The 18,738-nt window shown below is 51.6% G+C and carries 15 protein-coding genes; 7 read left to right on the top strand and 8 right to left on the bottom strand.

Features of this window, described 5'->3' with window-relative positions:
* Positions 1-43 precede the first annotated feature (43 nt).
* From BZK41_RS06990 to BZK41_RS06965, 5 genes are all read right to left on the bottom strand, one after another.
* Positions 44-1,603 (bottom strand): cyclic di-GMP phosphodiesterase, encoded by a 1,560-nt coding sequence (locus tag BZK41_RS06990; RefSeq protein ID WP_079937658.1) that lies wholly within the window; start codon positions 1,601-1,603, stop codon positions 44-46.
* Positions 1,604-1,771: 168 nt separating this feature from the next.
* Positions 1,772-2,341, bottom strand: coding sequence for a bifunctional murein DD-endopeptidase/murein LD-carboxypeptidase (gene mepS / locus BZK41_RS06985; RefSeq protein ID WP_003027474.1), 570 nt, complete (start codon positions 2,339-2,341; stop codon positions 1,772-1,774).
* Positions 2,342-2,754: 413 nt separating this feature from the next.
* Complete coding sequence (locus BZK41_RS06975; protein ID WP_079937657.1) at positions 2,755-3,468, bottom strand: phosphatase PAP2 family protein; 714 nt, start codon at positions 3,466-3,468, stop codon at positions 2,755-2,757.
* Between the two features lie 34 nt (positions 3,469-3,502).
* Positions 3,503-4,489: a GTP-binding protein gene (locus BZK41_RS06970; protein ID WP_079937656.1), complete on the bottom strand. Its 987-nt coding sequence runs from the start codon at positions 4,487-4,489 to the stop codon at positions 3,503-3,505.
* A 119-nt stretch (positions 4,490-4,608) separates the two neighbouring features.
* Positions 4,609-6,075 (bottom strand): fructuronate reductase, encoded by a 1,467-nt coding sequence (locus BZK41_RS06965; RefSeq protein WP_079937655.1) that lies wholly within the window; start codon positions 6,073-6,075, stop codon positions 4,609-4,611.
* 202 nt (positions 6,076-6,277) lie between these two features.
* Between BZK41_RS06965 and uxuA the strand changes: the two genes are divergently transcribed.
* A complete protein-coding gene (gene uxuA / locus BZK41_RS06960; protein WP_079937654.1) occupies positions 6,278-7,468 on the top strand; it encodes a mannonate dehydratase in 1,191 nt (396 codons plus the stop codon).
* 45 nt (positions 7,469-7,513) lie between these two features.
* On the opposite strand, the gene BZK41_RS06955 is transcribed toward uxuA, so the two are convergent.
* Positions 7,514-8,986, bottom strand: coding sequence for a PLP-dependent aminotransferase family protein (locus BZK41_RS06955; protein WP_079937653.1), 1,473 nt, complete (start codon positions 8,984-8,986; stop codon positions 7,514-7,516).
* Positions 8,987-9,150: 164 nt separating this feature from the next.
* Between BZK41_RS06955 and torC the strand changes: the two genes are divergently transcribed.
* From torC to torD, 3 genes are read left to right on the top strand one after another with little or no spacing between them, the layout of a single operon-like run.
* Complete coding sequence (gene torC, locus BZK41_RS06950; protein ID WP_079937652.1) at positions 9,151-10,284, top strand: pentaheme c-type cytochrome TorC; 1,134 nt, start codon at positions 9,151-9,153, stop codon at positions 10,282-10,284.
* A 9-nt stretch (positions 10,285-10,293) separates the two neighbouring features.
* A complete protein-coding gene (gene torA / locus BZK41_RS06945) occupies positions 10,294-12,792 on the top strand; it encodes a trimethylamine-N-oxide reductase TorA (protein ID WP_079937651.1) in 2,499 nt (832 codons plus the stop codon).
* Complete coding sequence (torD, locus tag BZK41_RS06940; protein WP_079937650.1) at positions 12,782-13,414, top strand: molecular chaperone TorD; 633 nt, start codon at positions 12,782-12,784, stop codon at positions 13,412-13,414. The genes torA and torD overlap by 11 nt, the downstream gene beginning before the upstream one ends.
* Before the next feature lie 715 nt (positions 13,415-14,129).
* On the opposite strand, the gene yeiP is transcribed toward torD, so the two are convergent.
* Positions 14,130-14,702, bottom strand: a complete 573-nt coding sequence (yeiP, locus tag BZK41_RS06925; RefSeq protein WP_079937648.1) for an elongation factor P-like protein YeiP — start codon at positions 14,700-14,702, stop codon at positions 14,130-14,132.
* 157 nt (positions 14,703-14,859) lie between these two features.
* Between yeiP and BZK41_RS06920 the strand changes: the two genes are divergently transcribed.
* Positions 14,860-15,114: a YkgJ family cysteine cluster protein gene (locus tag BZK41_RS06920; RefSeq protein WP_016153739.1), complete on the top strand. Its 255-nt coding sequence runs from the start codon at positions 14,860-14,862 to the stop codon at positions 15,112-15,114.
* Here BZK41_RS06920 and setB read toward each other — a convergent pair.
* Entirely contained in the window at positions 15,111-16,292 is a 1,182-nt protein-coding gene (gene setB, locus BZK41_RS06915) for a sugar efflux transporter SetB (RefSeq protein ID WP_079937647.1), read from the bottom strand. The genes BZK41_RS06920 and setB overlap by 4 nt on opposite strands.
* Before the next feature lie 368 nt (positions 16,293-16,660).
* Here setB and fruB point away from each other — a divergent pair, with 368 nt between their 5' ends.
* Both fruB and fruK read left to right on the top strand, forming a co-directional pair.
* On the top strand, positions 16,661-17,791 hold the full coding sequence (fruB, locus tag BZK41_RS06905; protein ID WP_079937645.1) for a fused PTS fructose transporter subunit IIA/HPr protein: 1,131 nt from the start codon (positions 16,661-16,663) through the stop codon (positions 17,789-17,791).
* On the top strand, positions 17,791-18,729 hold the full coding sequence (fruK, locus tag BZK41_RS06900) for a 1-phosphofructokinase (protein WP_003834544.1): 939 nt from the start codon (positions 17,791-17,793) through the stop codon (positions 18,727-18,729). Before fruB ends, fruK begins: the two co-directional genes overlap by 1 nt.
* Positions 18,730-18,738 lie beyond the last annotated feature (9 nt).

Genomic DNA, 18,738 nt, shown 5'->3' with positions numbered 1-18,738 from the left:
GGGATGTAGCGGCGAGTGAGAGTATATGAATCGCATACTGCGATCACCACGTCGGCTTATTGGGCTGTGCCATCCAACGCACAAAATCAGCAAGCTGTAATGGTCGGCTAATCCAGTACCCCTGGAAAAAATGCACCCCACGATCGCGCAGCCAACGGGCTTGCTCAGGAGTTTCTACCCCTTCCGCAACCGTCAGCATATTAAGACGTTTAGAAAGTGTCAACACGGCGTCCAGTACCGGAGAAGTCAGTGTTTCCGTCCCAATGGCGTTAATAAACCCGCGATCGATTTTCAGGTAGTCAACGGTAAACCGTTCCAGATAAATAAGCGCACTATGACCGGTCCCAAAATCATCAATCGCAATTTCAAAACCTGCGGAATGCAGCCATTCAAATAGCTTTGTGGCCTCGTGCTGATTGAGCATATCTCGTTCAGTGATTTCCAGTACTATCTGAAAATAGTTTGCGGGAAGCGAAGCGTGCAGGTGCCGAATGTCGTCTTTAAACGTCTCGCCATGCAGATGCGATGGCGCGATATTGATCCCCAATTTTGCGCCAGCGGGAAATACCTTTTGCAGCGTCGGGGCATCCTGGGCGATCAACTTAAAGAGATGCTGAGTCAGCGGGACAATCATTTTCTGTGATTCAGCGTAATGAATAAAGGCATCCGGTGGGATCTCGCCCGTTGTTGGGTGATTCCAACGTAACAGGACCTCGACGCCTTTCACTTCCAGCGTCTGCATCTCTACGACTGGCTGGTACACCACATAAAACTGGTTATGTTTGATGGCGTTGAGGATATCTTTGCCTGGGCGTAAACGGATGCTGTAGATGTAGTACCAGAGGAGAACCCCGGTGATAATCCCGGCCATACATCCCAACATAATCGCGTACCAGATGTCGTTGTACGTCCACTCTTGCGCATACAAACGAATCTTCAGCGGCACCTCTTTAAGCGTCGCCTGGCGCCATGGTGTTTTAGGCAGCGCTGAGACGTCCATAATTCGGGATGAAAATGTTGAAATAGCCGTGTCGCCAGCAATAACGGCAATACCATTAAAATTATCTTCACGGGCGGTATAAAGCAGATAGGGCGCCAGGTTGATATTCAATGAAGAAAATACGCCGCTGTTATGGAGTGAGTGATTGCGGTGCCAAATCATTATCGCGGGTTTATCCGGCATCATGGGCGTCCCGGACAGTATTTCCACATCAACATCTTTGTTGATATTCAGCTTGGGGATCAGCGACAAAATGGGGGAGTTCATTGCACCTGTTGCGGAGGAGCAAAAAGCAATACCGTCTTTTACCAGCAAAAAAGCACGAACGTTGAGGTTAAAAGCCGCACTGGAGGTAAGTTTTGCAGCGACTTGCTGGCAGTTCTTTTCCAGCAGGGGTTGAAGCGCTTCTGTGGTGGTTTTGAGATCTGCAAAGTAACTACTGACATAATTCTGTATATCGGCAAGCAGCGTTTCGTACTTAACTTCTCGTTTATGCCAGGTGACGAAAAACTGCAGGGTACTCACGAGTATTGCGACGATAAGCCCCGTTAACATACAGGAAAGCAGGATTTTCCGACCGGATGAAGAAGAGCGTCTGAACATAGATCCTTATTTTACCTGATTTAACCGCTTATTCTGTATGAATATAACCTGAAATGACTCATGTTGTGAGATTTTTCTTAGTCGCAGGGTGAAACAAAAAAGCACCGCCGAAGCAGTGCTTTTCAATATGTCTCATCAGGATAGCCAAGGGATAGCTGCCAAACGAAACTAACTGCGGCTCAGAACCCGGCGAGCTTCGTTGTAGCGTTTTTTCCAGTAAGGCTCGTTCATGCTGGAAATGATAACGCCACTGCTGGTCGAGGCATGCACAAACTGGTTGTTACCGATATAAATACCGACGTGACGGCCGGTAGAGCCCGCACGGAACAGAACCAGATCGCCTGTGCGCAGATTAGTGCGCGAAACGGATTTTCCCGTTTCCTGTTGTTCATAGGTTGAGCGCGGAAGCTCTAAACCAAATTGCTCGCGGAAGGTGCGCTGCACGAAGCTTGAGCAATCAATACCTTTTTTGGTGCTGCCGCCAAGGCGGTAACGCACGCCTTTCCAGTCAGCATACTGGTCCATAATACGTGATTTAACATCGATATTACGTACCATATTTTCAAATTCATCCTGAGAGGCTTGCAGTGAAGAGTTATCTCCATTGCCCACAGCATGCGTCTCAGAATGCATATTCCTGGCGGTGTTCGTTGTGCTACATGCAGAAAGCAGAACCGCAACTGCTATCGCGGGTATGCCCCGCAAGATATATCTCAAAATCGGTTGAGATTTGACCATTTTGTTTGTTTTCCCTTGAAGTCCTTAACGATAAATATCGTTATAAAAAATGCCAAACGTGACGAGACTAATTACCATCGCACGATGAGACAATTCCTTAAGGTCAAATCTGTGGCAGAACGCACAAATTTATTCTGAAAGGGAATAATTATCCCGCGAGGCAAAACGAGTTCGAGATTACCCGATCGTTCCGGTCAATGCGAGTGATTTTACGTGATTTCTTATAAGAAAAATTGATACAGAAAGTGAATAAACGGCATTGTCTAAATTAAGAACAATCAGGGTGAAAAATACGCAACTCACTCATTTTAAACATGAATAAGATGACAGGAAAATGACAATCAGAATGATGAAATATTGCCAGGCATCATCAGGGAATCAGAAGTATCCCTGATGATGTTAATTACTCTGCGTTATTTGTTTAGAAAATGTTTGTTTTTACCGGGTAGATAATTCACGAACAGAGTGACTAATCGGTCGCTTAATGGCGTCATTAGCCACCAGGGAAGGCCAATCAAGACCACCGTCATGGAACCAACCACGATATCGGTGAGCCAGTGGGCGCCAATCATTACGCGTGGGAAGGCAAAAACCACAGCGATAATAAGGCAGATTAATCCTGCGACTTTTCCGAAATAACGCAGCATAAATGCGGAAAAAATAAGCAACATCATGCCGTGATCGCCAGGAAAACTGTCTTTCGACGCATCTTTGGTCGGAATATGCAGCAGTTCGCTGACGCGATAAATATTATCCAGCAACAGGGTCGGACTGGCGCGTTTAACGGGAATAAGCGCCTGACCCAGCTGATTTAATACCACTGCGGTGAGCAGCATAACCAAACCGATAGCCACAATGCGTCGGCGACCTTCCGACGTCTCTTTGAACCAAAAGTGCAGCATCAATGCGCCCATTGCCAGCAATGAGCAGCCATCAAATGCCCGATTATTGGTAATAGCAACAACCCATAAGAACAGCGGGCTTTCCACCAGTTTATGATTAAAGAAGCGGAAAACGCCCGTATCCAGTGAAGACCAGAACCCATGCCCGGCTGGAATATACCAGGACAGAAACAGTGCCAGGCCCGCAATATTAAGCAGGAGGATCAAAGGGTATCGGGTTTTCATCGTCGTTTACCATTGCTAAAAAACGAAGGTAACCTTACGCGCTAGCGTCTAAACGAAGTCTCAACAACGCGCTCTGTAACGCATTCCAGTCGGTCTCGGTATCGGCGATGAGTTCAATACGACTATCTGGTGGCGCGACGTTTTGTGTCTCTATATGCCAGTCATCTCCCTGGCGGTTAATGCGTACCAGTCCTTCTTTAATACGCATTACCCCCTTCACGCGTCCAACAGGAGCAAGACGCGACCATTCCAGCAGACCGATGGTATCGAACACCGTATCGGCGTCAAAAATCCAACCGCAGGCCTGATGGCCCTGGCCGCTGTTCAGGCTACGACGCCAGCGCTGCTGTGCGGGTAAGCTCAACGCTGCCAGCCCCTTTTTGTCGGCATGGCTATGGGCGTGCTCCGCGCTTGCAGGAAGCTCAGCCAGGTTTAGTCGGGGCAAATCCAGTAGCTGCCCGTCGATTTGCCCATGGTCGGCATGAACTAACTGGCGATTACCGCCGTAGTGTTGCCACCAGCTTTGCAGGGCGTTTTCGCTTTCCGTCGTGGCACGGTCGGTTTTGTTGGCAACAATGATGTCAGCGGCGGCCAGCTGATCGCGGAAATTGTCATTGGCGATGCTTTTTTCATCCAGTAACAGGCGAGGGTCAAGGATACAGAGGGTTGCGTGCAGATCGATCCACGGCTCATAAACCGGTGCGGTGAGTAAATCCAGAATCTGTTTGGGATGTCCGAGGCCGGTGGGTTCAATCAGCAGGCGGTCGGGTTTTCCCTGACGTAGCAGCGTATTGAGGCCAACCTGCATTGGCAGACCGTTAACACAGCACATACAGCCGCCGGGAATCTCTTTTAGCAGCGCACCGCTGTCGGCCAGCAACGCGCCATCAATGCCAACTTCGCCAAACTCATTAACCAGCACGGCCCACTTCTCAGCAGGATCTTTGTTTGCCAATAAATGAAGAATAGAGGTGGTTTTGCCACTGCCGAGAAAACCGGTGATGAGATTGGTTTTAGTCACATTTACTCCAGAATCATAAATTACCGTAATGGCATTTAACAATCCTGGCGAAAAACGGGGAAAAAGAGAAGGGGTGAGAGGACGAAGACGCGCTTCGTCCTGTTTAATGGCAGAAATCGTTAACTTTTTAACGTCTCAATGACAGCCTGATGCGCACCGTATTTGGCAATACGTTGCCAGGCCTGCTGAATGGCCGCGACAAACTGCGTATTCTGTACGAGATCGGTGGCGAAAATCTCGCGCAGCGAAAGCAGGGCGTTGACGCGTTCTGACTCTGTGCTCTGTTTAACCAGAGCGGCAATTTTTTCACTCAACGGGTCACGAACATCAATAACGGCGCCTGAATCATCCACGCCGCTCACATAACGCATCCAGCCTGCAACACCGAGCGCCAGCAGTGGCCACTCACTTTGGCGGGCTAAATGTACGCGGATCCCTTCCAACATGCGCTGAGGTAATTTTTGGCTACCGTCCATCGCGATTTGCCAGGTTTTATGTTTCAACGCTGGGTTGGCAAAACGCTCCAACAGGCTTAGGGCATACTGGTCTAAATCAACATCGGTAATCTGCAGCGTAGGTGCCTGTTCGTTAAGCATCAGGCGGTAAGCGGCTTCACGAAATGCGCTGTCCTGCATACAGTCGCTGATGTGCTGGAACCCGGCCAGATAACCGAGATAAGCAAGAAATGAATGACTGCCGTTCAGCATCCGCAGTTTCATTTGTTCCCACGGCAACACATTTTCGACCATCTGGACGCCCGCCGTTTCCCATTGTGGGCGGCCACACACAAAATTATCCTCAATCACCCACTGGATAAACGGTTCGCAGCTGATTGCGCAGGGGTCGGCAACGCCCAGCTCGCGGGCAATTTCGGCCAGTGACTCTTTGGTGGCGGCAGGAACAATCCTGTCTACCATGGTACCCGGGAAGCTGACATGCTCCTGGATCCAATGCGCCAGCTCCGGTGAGCGTTTTTCTGCCATTCCCAGTACGGCGTTTTTTACCACATGACCATTGTCCGGGATGTTATCGCAAGAGAGGACGGTAAACGGCTGTAGCCCGCGTTCACGTCGGCGGTGTAGCGCTTCAACAATAATTCCGGGGGCAGAGTGCGGTTCAGTCGGTGTTTGCAGATCGTGAGCAATACGTGGATTACTGAGGTCTAACGAGCCTGTCGCCGGATCGATGCAGTAGCCTTTTTCTGTAATAGTTAGCGAGACAATAGCCACCTGAGGCTCGCAGAATTTTTCAATAATGGCCGCCAGCGAATCCAGCGTGGCGTTGAGACATTCGTTGACGGCGCCGATAACAATCGGTTGGTTGCCGTTAGCCCCTTTTTCCAGCACGGTAAATAAATGATCCTGTTCACGTAGTTGGCTCATCAGTCGATCGCCACTGAACAGACTGATCTCACAAATACCCCAGTCTCCACCCTGCGCATTCAGCACCCTGTCGGTTAATAATGCCTGGTGGGCGCGGTGAAAAGCACCGAAGCCAAAATGCACAATCCGCGTTTTTAAGTGTTGGCGGTCGTACTGCGGCATCATGACATTTTCCGCAAGCGGCGCTGAGGCAATAGTTTTCATTTAATACACCTGATTAACCATAAATTAACAATGGCAGTATAAAGTTATATGACAACAAATTGAATTGGTGTGCCTCATTTATCCGGGGAATGTGAGCTTGATCAACCAATCATCGGCAATGTGTTGATCAGTTGACGGATGCCTGTATGGTAGTCGTCATTAAGATGATTTAATTTGGTATAACAACTTGTGAGGTGAAACAATGGAACAAACCTGGCGTTGGTACGGACCTAACGATCCGGTATCGCTTGATGATGTGCGTCAGGCTGGCGCAACGGGTGTTGTGACTGCCTTGCACCATATTCCTAACGGTGAAGTGTGGCCGGTAGAAGAGATTCAACAGCGTCAGGCCATTCTGGCTGAAAAAGGGCTGACCTGGTCGGTGGTGGAAAGTATCCCCGTCCACGAAGATATCAAAACGCGTTCTGGTCAATACCAAACGTGGATTGCTAATTATCAGCAGAGTATCCGTAATCTGGCGACCTGTGGTATCGATACGGTGTGCTATAACTTCATGCCGATCCTTGACTGGACGCGTACTGACCTCGAATATCAGTTGCCGGATGGTTCCAAAGCGCTGCGTTTTGACCAGATTGCTTTTGCGGCCTTCGAACTTCACATTCTGCAACGCCCGGGAGCTGAAGCGGATTATACCGCCGAAGAACAACGCCAGGCGCTAGACTACTTCAATGCCATGAGTGATGCAGAAATTGAAAAGCTGACCCGCAATATCATTGCTGGCCTGCCTGGTGCAGAAGAGGGCTATACGCTGGATCAGTTCCGTGCGCGTCTCGCTGAATATGACGGCATCAGCAAGGACGATCTGCGCGATAATATGGCGGTATTCCTGAGGGCGATTGTGCCAGTGGCAGAAGAAGTCGGCGTGCGTCTGGCCGTGCATCCTGACGATCCGCCGCGCCCGATCCTCGGCCTGCCGCGTATCGTTTCGACTATTGAAGATATGCAGTGGCTGAAAGAAACGGTCGATAGCATTAATAACGGTTTCACCATGTGCACCGGTTCTTACGGCGTACGCGCTGATAACGATCTGGTGAAAATGATCGAAACCTTTGGCGATCGTATCCACTTCACGCACCTGCGCTCGACCTGTCGTGAAGATAACCCGAAAACCTTCCACGAAGGTGCGCACCTGCAGGGCGATGTGGACATGGTATCGGTGGTGGCTGCCATTTTGAGCGAAGAGCAGCGGCGTGAAAAGGCGGGCGACCTGCGTCCTATCCCGATGCGTCCGGACCATGGACACCAGATGCTTGACGATCTGCATAAGAAAACCAACCCCGGCTATTCTGCGATTGGTCGCCTGAAAGGCCTGGCAGAAGTCCGCGGCGTTGAGCTGGCGCTGAAACAAACGCAATTCCGCGACCTGCTGTAAGTCTAACAACAGGGATTGCGCTACAGGCGCGATCCCTGTTATTCATCAAGGCTGCGCGATCGCCTGCTCCAGCACTGTCAGCACTTTATTGATCTGCTGTATCTGCAATCCACCAAATCCAAAAAACATAACAGCATCGCTGTTCTCTTTGCGCCATGCGGCTTCTGATCCATTTTCTATATCCGGCAGAGTGTCGAAACGGATCCCGGCCAACAGGCAGCTTTGTTGTAGCCTGGCGATGAATTCGGTATGTCTGGCAATGCGTAACGAGAGGTGCAGACCTGCCGTTGCGCCAGCGATTTTCCCTTCGGGAAACAGAGTGGAAAGGCCATCGCGTAACAGGGCGAGGCGCGTCGCATAGCTGCAGGCCAGCTTGCTGATATGCGTATAAAACACCTGATTTTGCATCAGTTCGGCTAAAAATTGCTGCAACAACCACTGACTGCCGTTGTTATTGAGCGCTTTCATATTCTGTACCGCCGGAAGCAGTTCATCAGGGCAAATAAGATAGCCAAGCCGTGCGCCTGGCCCCAGCGTTTTAGAAAATGTCCCCATGTAGATAACCCGGTTGTGATAATCCATGGCTTTCAGCGCGGGAAGGGGATTTTCCCCATAGGTAAAAACGGCATCGTAATCGTCTTCAATGATGTAAGCGCCGACGCGTTGCGCCCACGTTAATAATGACTGACGGCGCTCCAGCGAAAGTACACTTCCCATCGGATACTGATGAGCTGGAGTAACATAACAAAGCTGGGTTTCATACTCGGGTAAATTATCTGTTTGCAGCCCGTGGTTATCTACGGCGATTGGCGTAATGTCTGCACCGTAATAATTGAAAAGATGCCATGCGCCAGAATAACAAGGGGATTCGGTCACAATCTGGCACTTTTTTTGCTGACTGACAGCATGATGAATAATAAATATTTGGCTGAGCAGTGATAATCCTTCCTGAATCCCGTTGGTAATGATGATGTTCTCTGCTCGGGTATTAATTCCGCGGGATAAATTAAGGTATCTGACCAATTGCTCACGCAATGAAAATAATCCATTTGGTGAATGATATCGGGTAAATAATTGTTCTTTAAGTATGCTTGGAGCATTATTCCATTTCCGCCAGCTTGACCAGGGAAAAGCGTTGGGATCGGGGACGCCCATCCGGCAGTAGCACTCTCGTCCAGGCTCGGCGTAAACATCGGTAGAGACCCCGGCAGCTTTAGGTTTTGTCGGGGGAGAACCTTGGGTAACGGGCACATGAGCTGGGGTTATACGTACAGGCGTGGTGAATATCACTTCATAGCCAATGCCGTGTCGGCTCTTGATTAACCCAGCCGCCATAAGCTTATCATAGGCCATCACCACCGTTATTTTGGCAACGTTCAAGACCTGAGCCTGCTCGCGAATAGAGGGAAGCTTATCGCCACAAAGCAAATCCCCCCGCTGAATAGCCTGGAAATAAAATTGAAAAATTTGCAATTGCAGCGGAGTGCGGAGTTCTCTATTGAGCGTTAATTTAAGCATGAGGAATTCCTTATTAATATATAGCTACTATATTACGAATCTCTCATTTTTACTATTTGATACACCTCATGGAGTAGCGGCTGTTCCTATAGCTTACCATCGCTGTCTCTATTTTTGATTTTTATTATCCCTTAGCGTGTCGCTATTAAAAAATGGAGGCAAGCATGTCGTGGATAAGAAAGAACGCATTGTGGTGCGTATTGGCTGGGGCGGTGGCAATGGCCCTGGCTATTTGGGGAACGTGGCAAGGCGTTCATTACACTAGTACCACAGAATTTTGTTTATCGTGTCACTCGATGCGCACGGCTGGAGAGGAATATAAAACCAGCGTGCATTTTCGCAACGCATCTGGCGTGCGGGCCGAGTGTAAGGATTGTCATATTCCACCGGGCGTTGTTCCAACGCTTATTCGTAAAACTGAAGCCTTAAACGACCTCTATCACACCTTTATTTTTCCTTCTATCGATACTCCTGAAAAGTTTGCTGCCAAACGCCCGGAGCTGGCCCAGCGGGAGTGGGCGCGCATGAGCGCGAATAATTCAGCGGCGTGTAAATCCTGCCATAGCTATGAGGCAATGGATCATGGCAAGCAATCTGCAAATGCGGCGGCGCAAATGACTGCAGCGGCAGCAAAAGAGAGTAACTGTATCGATTGTCACAAAGGAATTGCCCATCACAAACCCGATATGAGCAGCGGTTTTCGCGATCGCTATAAGCAACTACAGCGTCAGGGAGATACGCCAACGGATGCGACCACGCTGTTCTCATTAAGTGAAAAACCGCTGACGGCAACGGAAGGAAGTCCCGCAGGCAAAGCACTGTTATTTCCCGCCACTGAGGTCAAGGTGCTGAAAAAAGAAGGCAGTAACGTGCAGCTCGAAATCACGGGCTGGCGTGAAAGCAAAGGACGCGGACGGGTGATCACCCAGTATATGGGGAAACGCGTTTTCTCCGCCGTTCTCGATGAGCCCCTGATGGCGAACGTAAAAGTGCTACAAACCCAGGTCGATCCTGACTCACATCAGGAATGGCAGCAGGTGAGCGTCACCGCCTGGACCACCGATCAGGACTTTATCAACACGCTTGCGCCAATCTGGGAGTACTCAGATCAAATGCTGCAATCCACCTGTAGCGCCTGTCATAGCACTCCTCCTACGACCCGATATACCGCTAATGGCTGGATCGCCGGATTGAAAGCCATGTCGACCTATTACCGGCTTAATCCGGTGGAGGAACGTACGTTGTTGAAATACCTCCAGACCCACGCCAGCGATGTGTCTGAAACCAACAAAAAGTAAGGATAATGTATGGATATTCATGACTTTAATCCGTCCCGCCGCCGTTTTCTCAGCGGAATGCTGGCGGTAGGGGCTGTCAGCGCACTGGCACCTAATCCGCTGATATCAAAAGTGTGGGCGGCGGGGGAAAATCCCGAACAGTGGATTCAATCTGGTTCGCACTATGGCGCTTTTGAAGCCAAAGTGGTCAACGGTGAGTGGACCGAAACCCGTCCGTTCAAACATGACAAATACCCCTGCGATATGCTGAACGCGGTGCGTGAAGTGGTCTACAACCCGTCGCGGGTGCGCTACCCAATGGTGCGTCTGGACTGGCTACGTAAGCGTGAGAAGTCGGATCGCAGCCAGCGCGGAGATAACCGTTTTGTACGGGTCAGTTGGGATCAGGCGCTGGATTTGTTTTACGAAGAGCTGGAGCGGGTGCAAAAAACCTATGGCTCATCAGGCGTATTTACCGGGCTTGCCGACTGGCAGATGGTGGGCAAATACCATAAAGCGGGCGGGGCGATGGACCGGGGGCTTGGCCTGCATGGTAGCTATGTGACAACCGTCGGCGACTACTCTGCGGCAGCGGCCCAGGTCATTTTACCGCATGTGATTGGTTCGCTGGAAGTTTATGAGCAGCAGACGTCGCTCCCGCTGGTGATTCAAAACAGCAATACCATCGTGCTGTGGGGCTGTGATCCGATCAAGAACTTGCAGATCGAGTTTTTGGTTCCCGATCACGATGCATTTGGCTACTGGCAGCAGATTAAAGAGGCGGTAGCGCAGGGTAAGATGCGCGTTATCAGCGTTGATCCAGTGCGTAGCAAATCGCAAAACTATCTCGGCTGCGAGCAGTTGGCGTTGCGGCCACAAACCGATGTCGCGTTAATGCTGGCGCTGGCGCATACCCTGTACGAAGAAAAACTGTACGACACGGCGTTTATTACCGATTACACCGTCGGCTTTGAACAGTTTTTACCGTACCTGCTGGGCGAGAGCGATAAACAGCCGAAAAATGCCGAATGGGCGGCAGAAATCTGCGGGTTGACGGCAGAGCAGATCCGAGACTTCGCCCGCCTGTTGGTGAACGGTCGGACACAGTTTATGGGCGGTTGGTGCGTACAACGCATGCACCATGGTGAGCAGTATCCGTGGATGCTGGTGGTACTGGCCAGCATGGTCGGTCAAATTGGTTTGCCCGGCGGCGGGGTAGGATTTGGCTGGCACTACAACGGCGGTGGTACGGTAACATCCGCCGGGCCTGTGCTCTCTGGACTGGGGGGGATCACTAATCCCCCGCAGGCGAAGTACAACGCGGATTTTCGCGGCGCATCGGAGCATATCCCCACTTCGCGTATCGTTGATTGCCTGCTTGAGCCAGGCAAAAAGGTTGCCTTTAACGGCGAGACGTTAACCTGGCCTGACATCAAAATGGCGATCTACAGCGCGGCGAATCCATTTCATGCGCAGCAGGACAGGAACCGCATGATCGACGCGTGGAAGAAGCTGGAAACCGTGGTGGTGTTGGATCACCAATGGACCGCGTCGTGCCGATTTGCCGATATCGTCCTGCCCGTTACCACCCGCTTTGAACGTAACGATATTGAGCAGTTCGGTACGCATTCAAATAAAGGGCTAATGGCGTTGCATCAGATTGTCAAACCGCAATATGAAGCGCGACATGATTTTGATGTGTTTGCCGGGCTGTGTAAGCGCTTTGACAAGGAAGCGGTATACCGTGAAAACCGTGATGAAATGCAGTGGATACAGGCGCTTTATGACGAAGGCGTGAAGATGGGGGCATCGCTCGGTGTCTCATTACCGGATTTCACAACGTTCTGGCAGGGTGACGGATATATTGAATATCCGCCGGGCCAGCCGTGGGTACGTCACGGCGAGTTTCGCGACCAGCCAGACCTGAATCCGCTGGGAACGCCGTCAGGTCTGATTGAAATCTACAGCAAAACCATCGCGGGATTTGCCTATGAGGATTGTCCGGGGCATCCGGTGTGGATGGAACCCTTTGAGCGTACCCATAGCGGCAAAAAAGATAAATACCCGTTGCATCTGCAATCCTGCCACCCGGATAAACGTCTGCATTCCCAGTTGTGCTCGAGCGAGGCGTTTCGCAACACCTATGCAGTTGCCGGAAGAGAACCGCTTTATATCAGTGAACAGGATGCTACCGCCCGTGGCTTAAAAGCCGGTGATATCGCCCGCGTCTTTAACGCTCGTGGCCAGGTACTGGCTGGCGTGGTTGTCAGTCCGGATTTTTCCCCTGGCGTGATTCGTATTCATGAAGGCGCATGGTACTCCCCGCAGGAAGGGGGGAAAGCCGGGACATTATGCACCTATGGCGATCCGAACGTACTGAGCGCGGATATCGGTACTTCACAGCTGGCCCAGGGGCCTTCAGCGCATACCGTGCTGGTGGAGGTCGAGCGTTATCAGCAGAAAGCCCCGCAGGTGACGGCATTCGGTGGTCCACAGATTGTGAAAGAGGAGGGGACCAGTGCAGCATAATCAAATTCATCAGCAGCGGGCAACTGTCTACCAGTGGTTTTCGCAACTGTTATTTCGTGAGCTGGATGAAAAACAGCTCGCCAGTCTGGAAAACGGCGATAGCCGGGCTTGGATTGCCTCACTGGCGGCGGTTCCTGGAGTGTCTGGCGAGGTTAAACGTTTTGAGCGTAGCCTGGGCCGGGTTCTGCGGTGCGACTCCCGACAGCTGGAGCTGGCAGCAGATTTTGCCTCGCTGTTTCTGCTGGCCCCGCCGGCTAGTGTTTCTCCCTATGCAGGGCACTATCCACACACGACAGCGGCAGAAGAACGTCGGCAAATGAATGTGTTGCTGGTTGAGCAAGGGCTGGCGGCACGGGATAATGAACCCTCCGATCACATTGCCGTGCAGCTGGCATTAATGGCGAGGATGGTTGCTAAAGAGGAGAAATTCTCCGCGCAATATTACTTTTTGCATCATCATATTCTGTGCTGGGCGCCGTTATTTCGCGACGCTTGTCTGGTGCGGGATAACGAAGGTTTTTATCCTCAGGCGGTTAATCTGATAGTGCGTTTTATGCAGGAGGATGAACAGTATCTGGAATCGTTGCTGATGGATGATTTTTATCTCAGCAGCCAGCGCTGAATATGACAAAGGGACAGCTGGTGCTGTAATGCCAGTCAGTAAAGTATTATGGAGAATATTCTATTGCGGCATAGGATTCCGTTCACCTCAGCGAGTCATTTCTCTGGAAGCGCAGATACCCGTGAACGTGCAAGGGAGACTCACCGCCGTCTCCCTTGCATCCCAGGCTCCCGGCGGGAAAATCGTCGCGATGCGAGTTATTCGTCTTATGTCGTCTGCCTGTCGGGTCGGGGCCGAGCCTGCATCCATGCAGGCCGTCCCCTCTGTCCGCATCCCTGCGGACAGACCCGGTCAGCCGTCAACGCCTCATCGATTTTCAGCCGGACCGGTGTCATCGCTTTAACGCTCTGACTTCCAGTTAAATCTTTTTTGCTGTTTAAACAAAATACGCAGATGGTCAGGTGTGGGCTGGTCCGGCTGAAAATTGCCGACGTGTTTTCGTAAGGCCGGGAGAGCCAGCATGGATGCTGGCTCAGGGCGCGCTTTGCAGGGATGCTACCTCGCGCCCGGCCCGATAGCCTGAAGAAATAAGCGGAGGGGACCACGAAGTGGCAATTTTCCCGCCGGGAGCCGGGATTGTTAAGGGTACGGCGATAGTACCCTTAACACGTTCACAGGCAGTATTGTTTCAGATAAGTGATATCACTAAAGTGAACGGAACATTTTGCCAGAGACAACATGTCATTATCTTTGGTTCACCTGTAACGACAGGAGATTAATCTGCACGGCCCATATAGCGACGTTCTTCGATATGAATACGGATTTTTTCACCCGCACTCAGATACTCAGGAACCTGGATCACCAGACCGGTGCTCAGGGTTGCTGGCTTGTTGCGCGCACTCGCTGAAGCACCTTTAATACCCGGTGAGGTTTCAACGATTTCCAGGTCTACGGTCTGCGGCAGTTCAAGCGCCAGCAGTTGGCCGTCCCAGGTCAGTACCTGCATATCCGGCATACCGCCTTCCGGGATGAACAGCAACTCTTCTTCAATCTGGTCTTTGGTGAAGGTATACGGGGTATAGTCTTCTTTATCCATAAAGACATATTCGTTGCCATCGACGTAGGAGAAATCAACCCAGCGGCGGCTCAGGGTGATCGTATCCACGATATCGTCGCCTTTGAAGCGCTCTTCAACTTTCAGACCGGTACGAACATCGGAAAAACGCATTTTGTACAGCGTAGCTGCACCACGTGCGGACGGTGATTGAATATCGATATCTTTTACAATCAGCAGCTTGCCGTTGTAGTTAAGTACCATACCTTTTTTAATTTCGTTCGCTCTTGGCATCGAAAAAATCCTGTAGTGAGGAGTGTCTAAAATATCGCGTAAAACTACTCGCGCCGGGGCATTCAGGCAAGCGGAATTCATGCTTTTGCTGGTGCAAAAAAGGTGGTACTGTGCCCTTCCCGCACAATCCGATGGTTTACGATAAAGAGAGTACAGTATGGAATGCCGTCCGGATTGTGGTGCATGCTGCACCGCGCCTTCAATCTCCAGCCCCATCCCCGGTATGCCTGATGGCAAGCCCGCTAATACGCCCTGCGTTCAGCTGGATGAATCCCTGCGCTGTAAAATTTTTGCTTCACCGCTGCGGCCAAAAGTGTGCGCCGGTTTACAGCCCAGTGCGGAAATGTGCGGGCAGACGACGCACCAGGCCATGGTTTATCTCATCGAGCTTGAAGCGCTGACCGCGCCTTAAACGTCCTTGATGCGCGCCAGGCACACGACGGTGGCGACGATCATCACCAGCGCAAACCAGAACACCGCATGATAGTTCCAGATTTCAGCGGCAATCCCCGCCAGCGATCCGGCAATTATCCAGCCCACGCGAATGGTATTCGTATAAAGGGTGGTGGCTGAACCCGCCTGTCCCGGCATCAAATCCTGGAAATAGAGCATGCCAATCCCGCCGAGAATACCGATATAAATCGCGTTCAGCAGCTGTAAGCCAAGCAATATCGCCGGAGAGTGGGCCAGCAGCATACCGGCATAAAAGAAGAATCCGGCGACGACGGCAATTCTCATCAACAGACGTTTGCCCAGACGCTTTGCAAAATAGCCAGCAATCAGCATGGTTGGGATTTCCAGTCCGGCTGCGGTGCCCATCATGATGCCAGCCAGTTTTTCCGGCAGATGCAGTTCGTTGATGATAAACAGCGGCATATTAATGATATAGAGACTATTCGTTCCCCACATTAATGTGCAGATAACAAACAGCAGCAACGTGTCGCGTCGATTGCGGCGCGGGGCCTCAACTGCGCCCGTCGCGAGAGGCACGTTTTTACTCATCGAAGGTAAAAACAGCCAGACCATTATGCCGCAGACAACAAACGCCACCGCCGCGCTGAGATACATCACCGTAAAGCTGAATCCCATGGCCAGCGCGTAGGCCAGCGGCGGGCCAATTACCCAGGCCAGCGAAACCTGTGCACGTAATATTGAGCTGAACATGACGGCTTCCCGACCTGTGCGGTCGGCGTGTTCACGGGCGAGAGCAAACATTTGCGGGTTGGCGGTCGATCCAAAGCTGCTGAGGAATACCCCAACAAACAGCAAGATAAAATAGTTACGGTTCCAGGCGAACAGCACGCAGGCCAGCATCCCCAGTACGCAGCAAAACACAATCAGGTTTTTGCGATCGCCTTTTCTATCTGAACGTCCGGCCAGAAACTGACTTACCAGAATACCGATCACAGCACTACCGGTAAAAAAGAACCCGACCATGCCGGGACGGGCGTGGACTTCATCCGTCAGAAAAAGGCTGAGCGTTGGCGTCTGCAACGCACCGGCGATACCCGTCAGAAATGCGACAAGCAGGAACGCCGAAGACGTTAAATCAAACGCCTTGGGTGTGGCGGCTACGGGGGTGTTATGCATGTTTTGATATCAATGATGTGAAGAGACGCGGAGTTTACGCCGCTTGTCAGAAAATAAACAGGGAGCCAAATCAAAATCGGCATCAAAAATCAAAATAGCATTTCAGTCAAAGAATGCTGTTTGCTGACGTTGCTGAATCTGACAAGCTGACGGCGTTTTTGCGTCAGCATTTTTTTCTCATCCGCAGAGAAAATGTGCGTTATCTCTAAATTCAGCAAGTAATTTGTCAACTTTACTTGTGTGCTGAAGAAAAAAGAGCAAGACTCCTTGAAACGTTTCAGCGTCATCTTGCCATAACTGATAGAGTCGGGTGACGCCTTTTTTCTCATGTTGGCTGAATCGTTTCAATTCAGCGGGAGAGGAGAATCATGTTCCAGTTATCTGTTCAGGATATTCACCCGGGCGAACAGGCCGGGAATAAAGAAGAGGCTATTCGCCAGGTTGCCGCTGCCTTAGTGCAGGCGGGTAACGTCGCGGAAGGCTACGTCGATGGCATGCTGGCGCGCGAACAACAGACGTCCACGTTCCTCGGCAACGGTATTGCGATTCCTCACGGTACGACGGACACGCGCGATCAGGTGCTGAAAACCGGTGTGCAGGTATTTCAGTTTCCGCAGGGCGTGACCTGGGGCGAAGGGCAGGTTGCTTATGTGGCAATCGGCATCGCCGCAAGCTCTGATGAACACCTCGGTTTACTGCGTCAGCTGACACACGTGCTGAGCGATGACTCCGTCGCTGAACAGCTGAAATCTGCGACCACGGCGGAAGAACTGCGTGCGCTGCTGATGGGCGAAAAGCAAAGTGAACAGCTGAAGCTTGATAACGAAACGCTGTCGCTGAATGTCGTGGCCAACTCGCTGGTGACGCTGCAGGCACTCAACGCGGCACGGCTGAAAGAAGTCGGTGCGGTTGACGCCACCTTTGTGGCCAGAGCAATCAATGAGCAGCCGATGAATCTCGGTCAGGGGATCTGGTTGAATGACTGTGCTGAAGGCAACGTGCGTAGCGCCGTTGCGGTCAGTCGTGCAGCTACAGCTTTCGATGTAGAAGGTGAAGCTGCAGCCCTGCTGGTGACCGTCGCCATGAATGACGATCAACCGGTTGCGGTGCTGAAGCGCCTTGGCGATCTGCTGCTGAATAATAAAGCTGACCGTTTGTTGAAAGCCGATGCGGCAACGGTGTTGGCGCTGCTGACCAGCGATGACGCCTTAACTGATGATGTACTGAGCGCCGAATTTATTGTGCGCAATGAGCATGGTTTACATGCCCGCCCGGGCACTATGCTGGTGAATACGATTAAACAATTTAACAGTGAAATTACCGTGACAAATCTTGATGGAACCGGCAAGCCGGCGAATGGACGCAGTCTGATGAAAGTTGTGGCATTGGGCGTGAAGAAAGGACATCACCTGCGCTTTACTGCACAGGGCGAAGATGCTGAACAGGCGCTGAAGGCGATTGGCGAAGCCATCGCGGCAGGTCTTGGGGAGGGCGCGTAATGAGCAGACGTGTTGCTACTATCACCCTTAACCCGGCCTACGACCTGGTGGGTTTCTGCCCGGAAATTGAACGCGGTGAAGTGAACCTGGTTAAAACCACCGGTCTGCATGCGGCAGGGAAAGGGATCAACGTCGCTAAGGTTTTGAAGGATTTAGGTATTGATGTCACTGTGGGCGGCTTCCTGGGTAAAGACAACCAGGATGGTTTTCAGCAGTTGTTCAGCGAGCTGGGCATTGCCAACCGTTTTCAGGTCGTGCAGGGCCGTACCCGTATTAACGTCAAGCTGACCGAAAAAGACGGTGAAGTATCTGACTTCAACTTTTCCGGCTTTGAAGTCACCCCGGCTGACTGGGAACGCTTTGTGAATGACTCGCTGAGCTGGCTGGGCCAGTTCGACATGGTGTGCGTCAGCGGCAGTTTGCCAACCGGTGTGAGCCCGGAGGCCTTCACCGACTGGATGACGCGCCTGCGTAGTCAGTGTCCTTGCATTATCTTTGATAGTAGTCGTGAAGCGTTGGTAGCAGGTCTGAAAGCGGCACCATGGCTGGTGAAGCCAAACCGTCGCGAACTGGAAATCTGGGCCGGTCGTAAGCTGCCGGAAATGAAAGATGTGATTGAAGCGGCGCATGCGCTGCGTGAACAGGGGATCGCTCACGTGGTGATTTCACTCGGCGCGGAAGGTGCGCTGTGGGTTAACGCCTCAGGTGAGTGGATTGCTAAACCGCCGTCAGTTGAGGTGGTCAGCACCGTCGGCGCGGGTGATTCAATGGTTGGCGGTCTGATTTACGGCCTGCTGATGCGTGAGTCCAGCGAACATACCCTGCGTCTGGCGACGGCTGTTGCCGCCCTGGCGGTAAGCCAAAGTAATGTAGGCATTACCGATCGTCCTCAGTTGGCCGCAATGATGGCGCGTGTCGACTTAAAACCGTTTAACTGACAGCAGGAG

The organism is Citrobacter sp. A316, from assembly GCF_002042945.1.
In the GTDB taxonomy this organism is placed as follows: domain Bacteria; phylum Pseudomonadota; class Gammaproteobacteria; order Enterobacterales; family Enterobacteriaceae; genus Citrobacter; species Citrobacter portucalensis.
The sequence above is the reverse complement of the archived record's forward strand: the minus strand, read 5'-3'. Positions and strand labels throughout refer to the sequence as shown.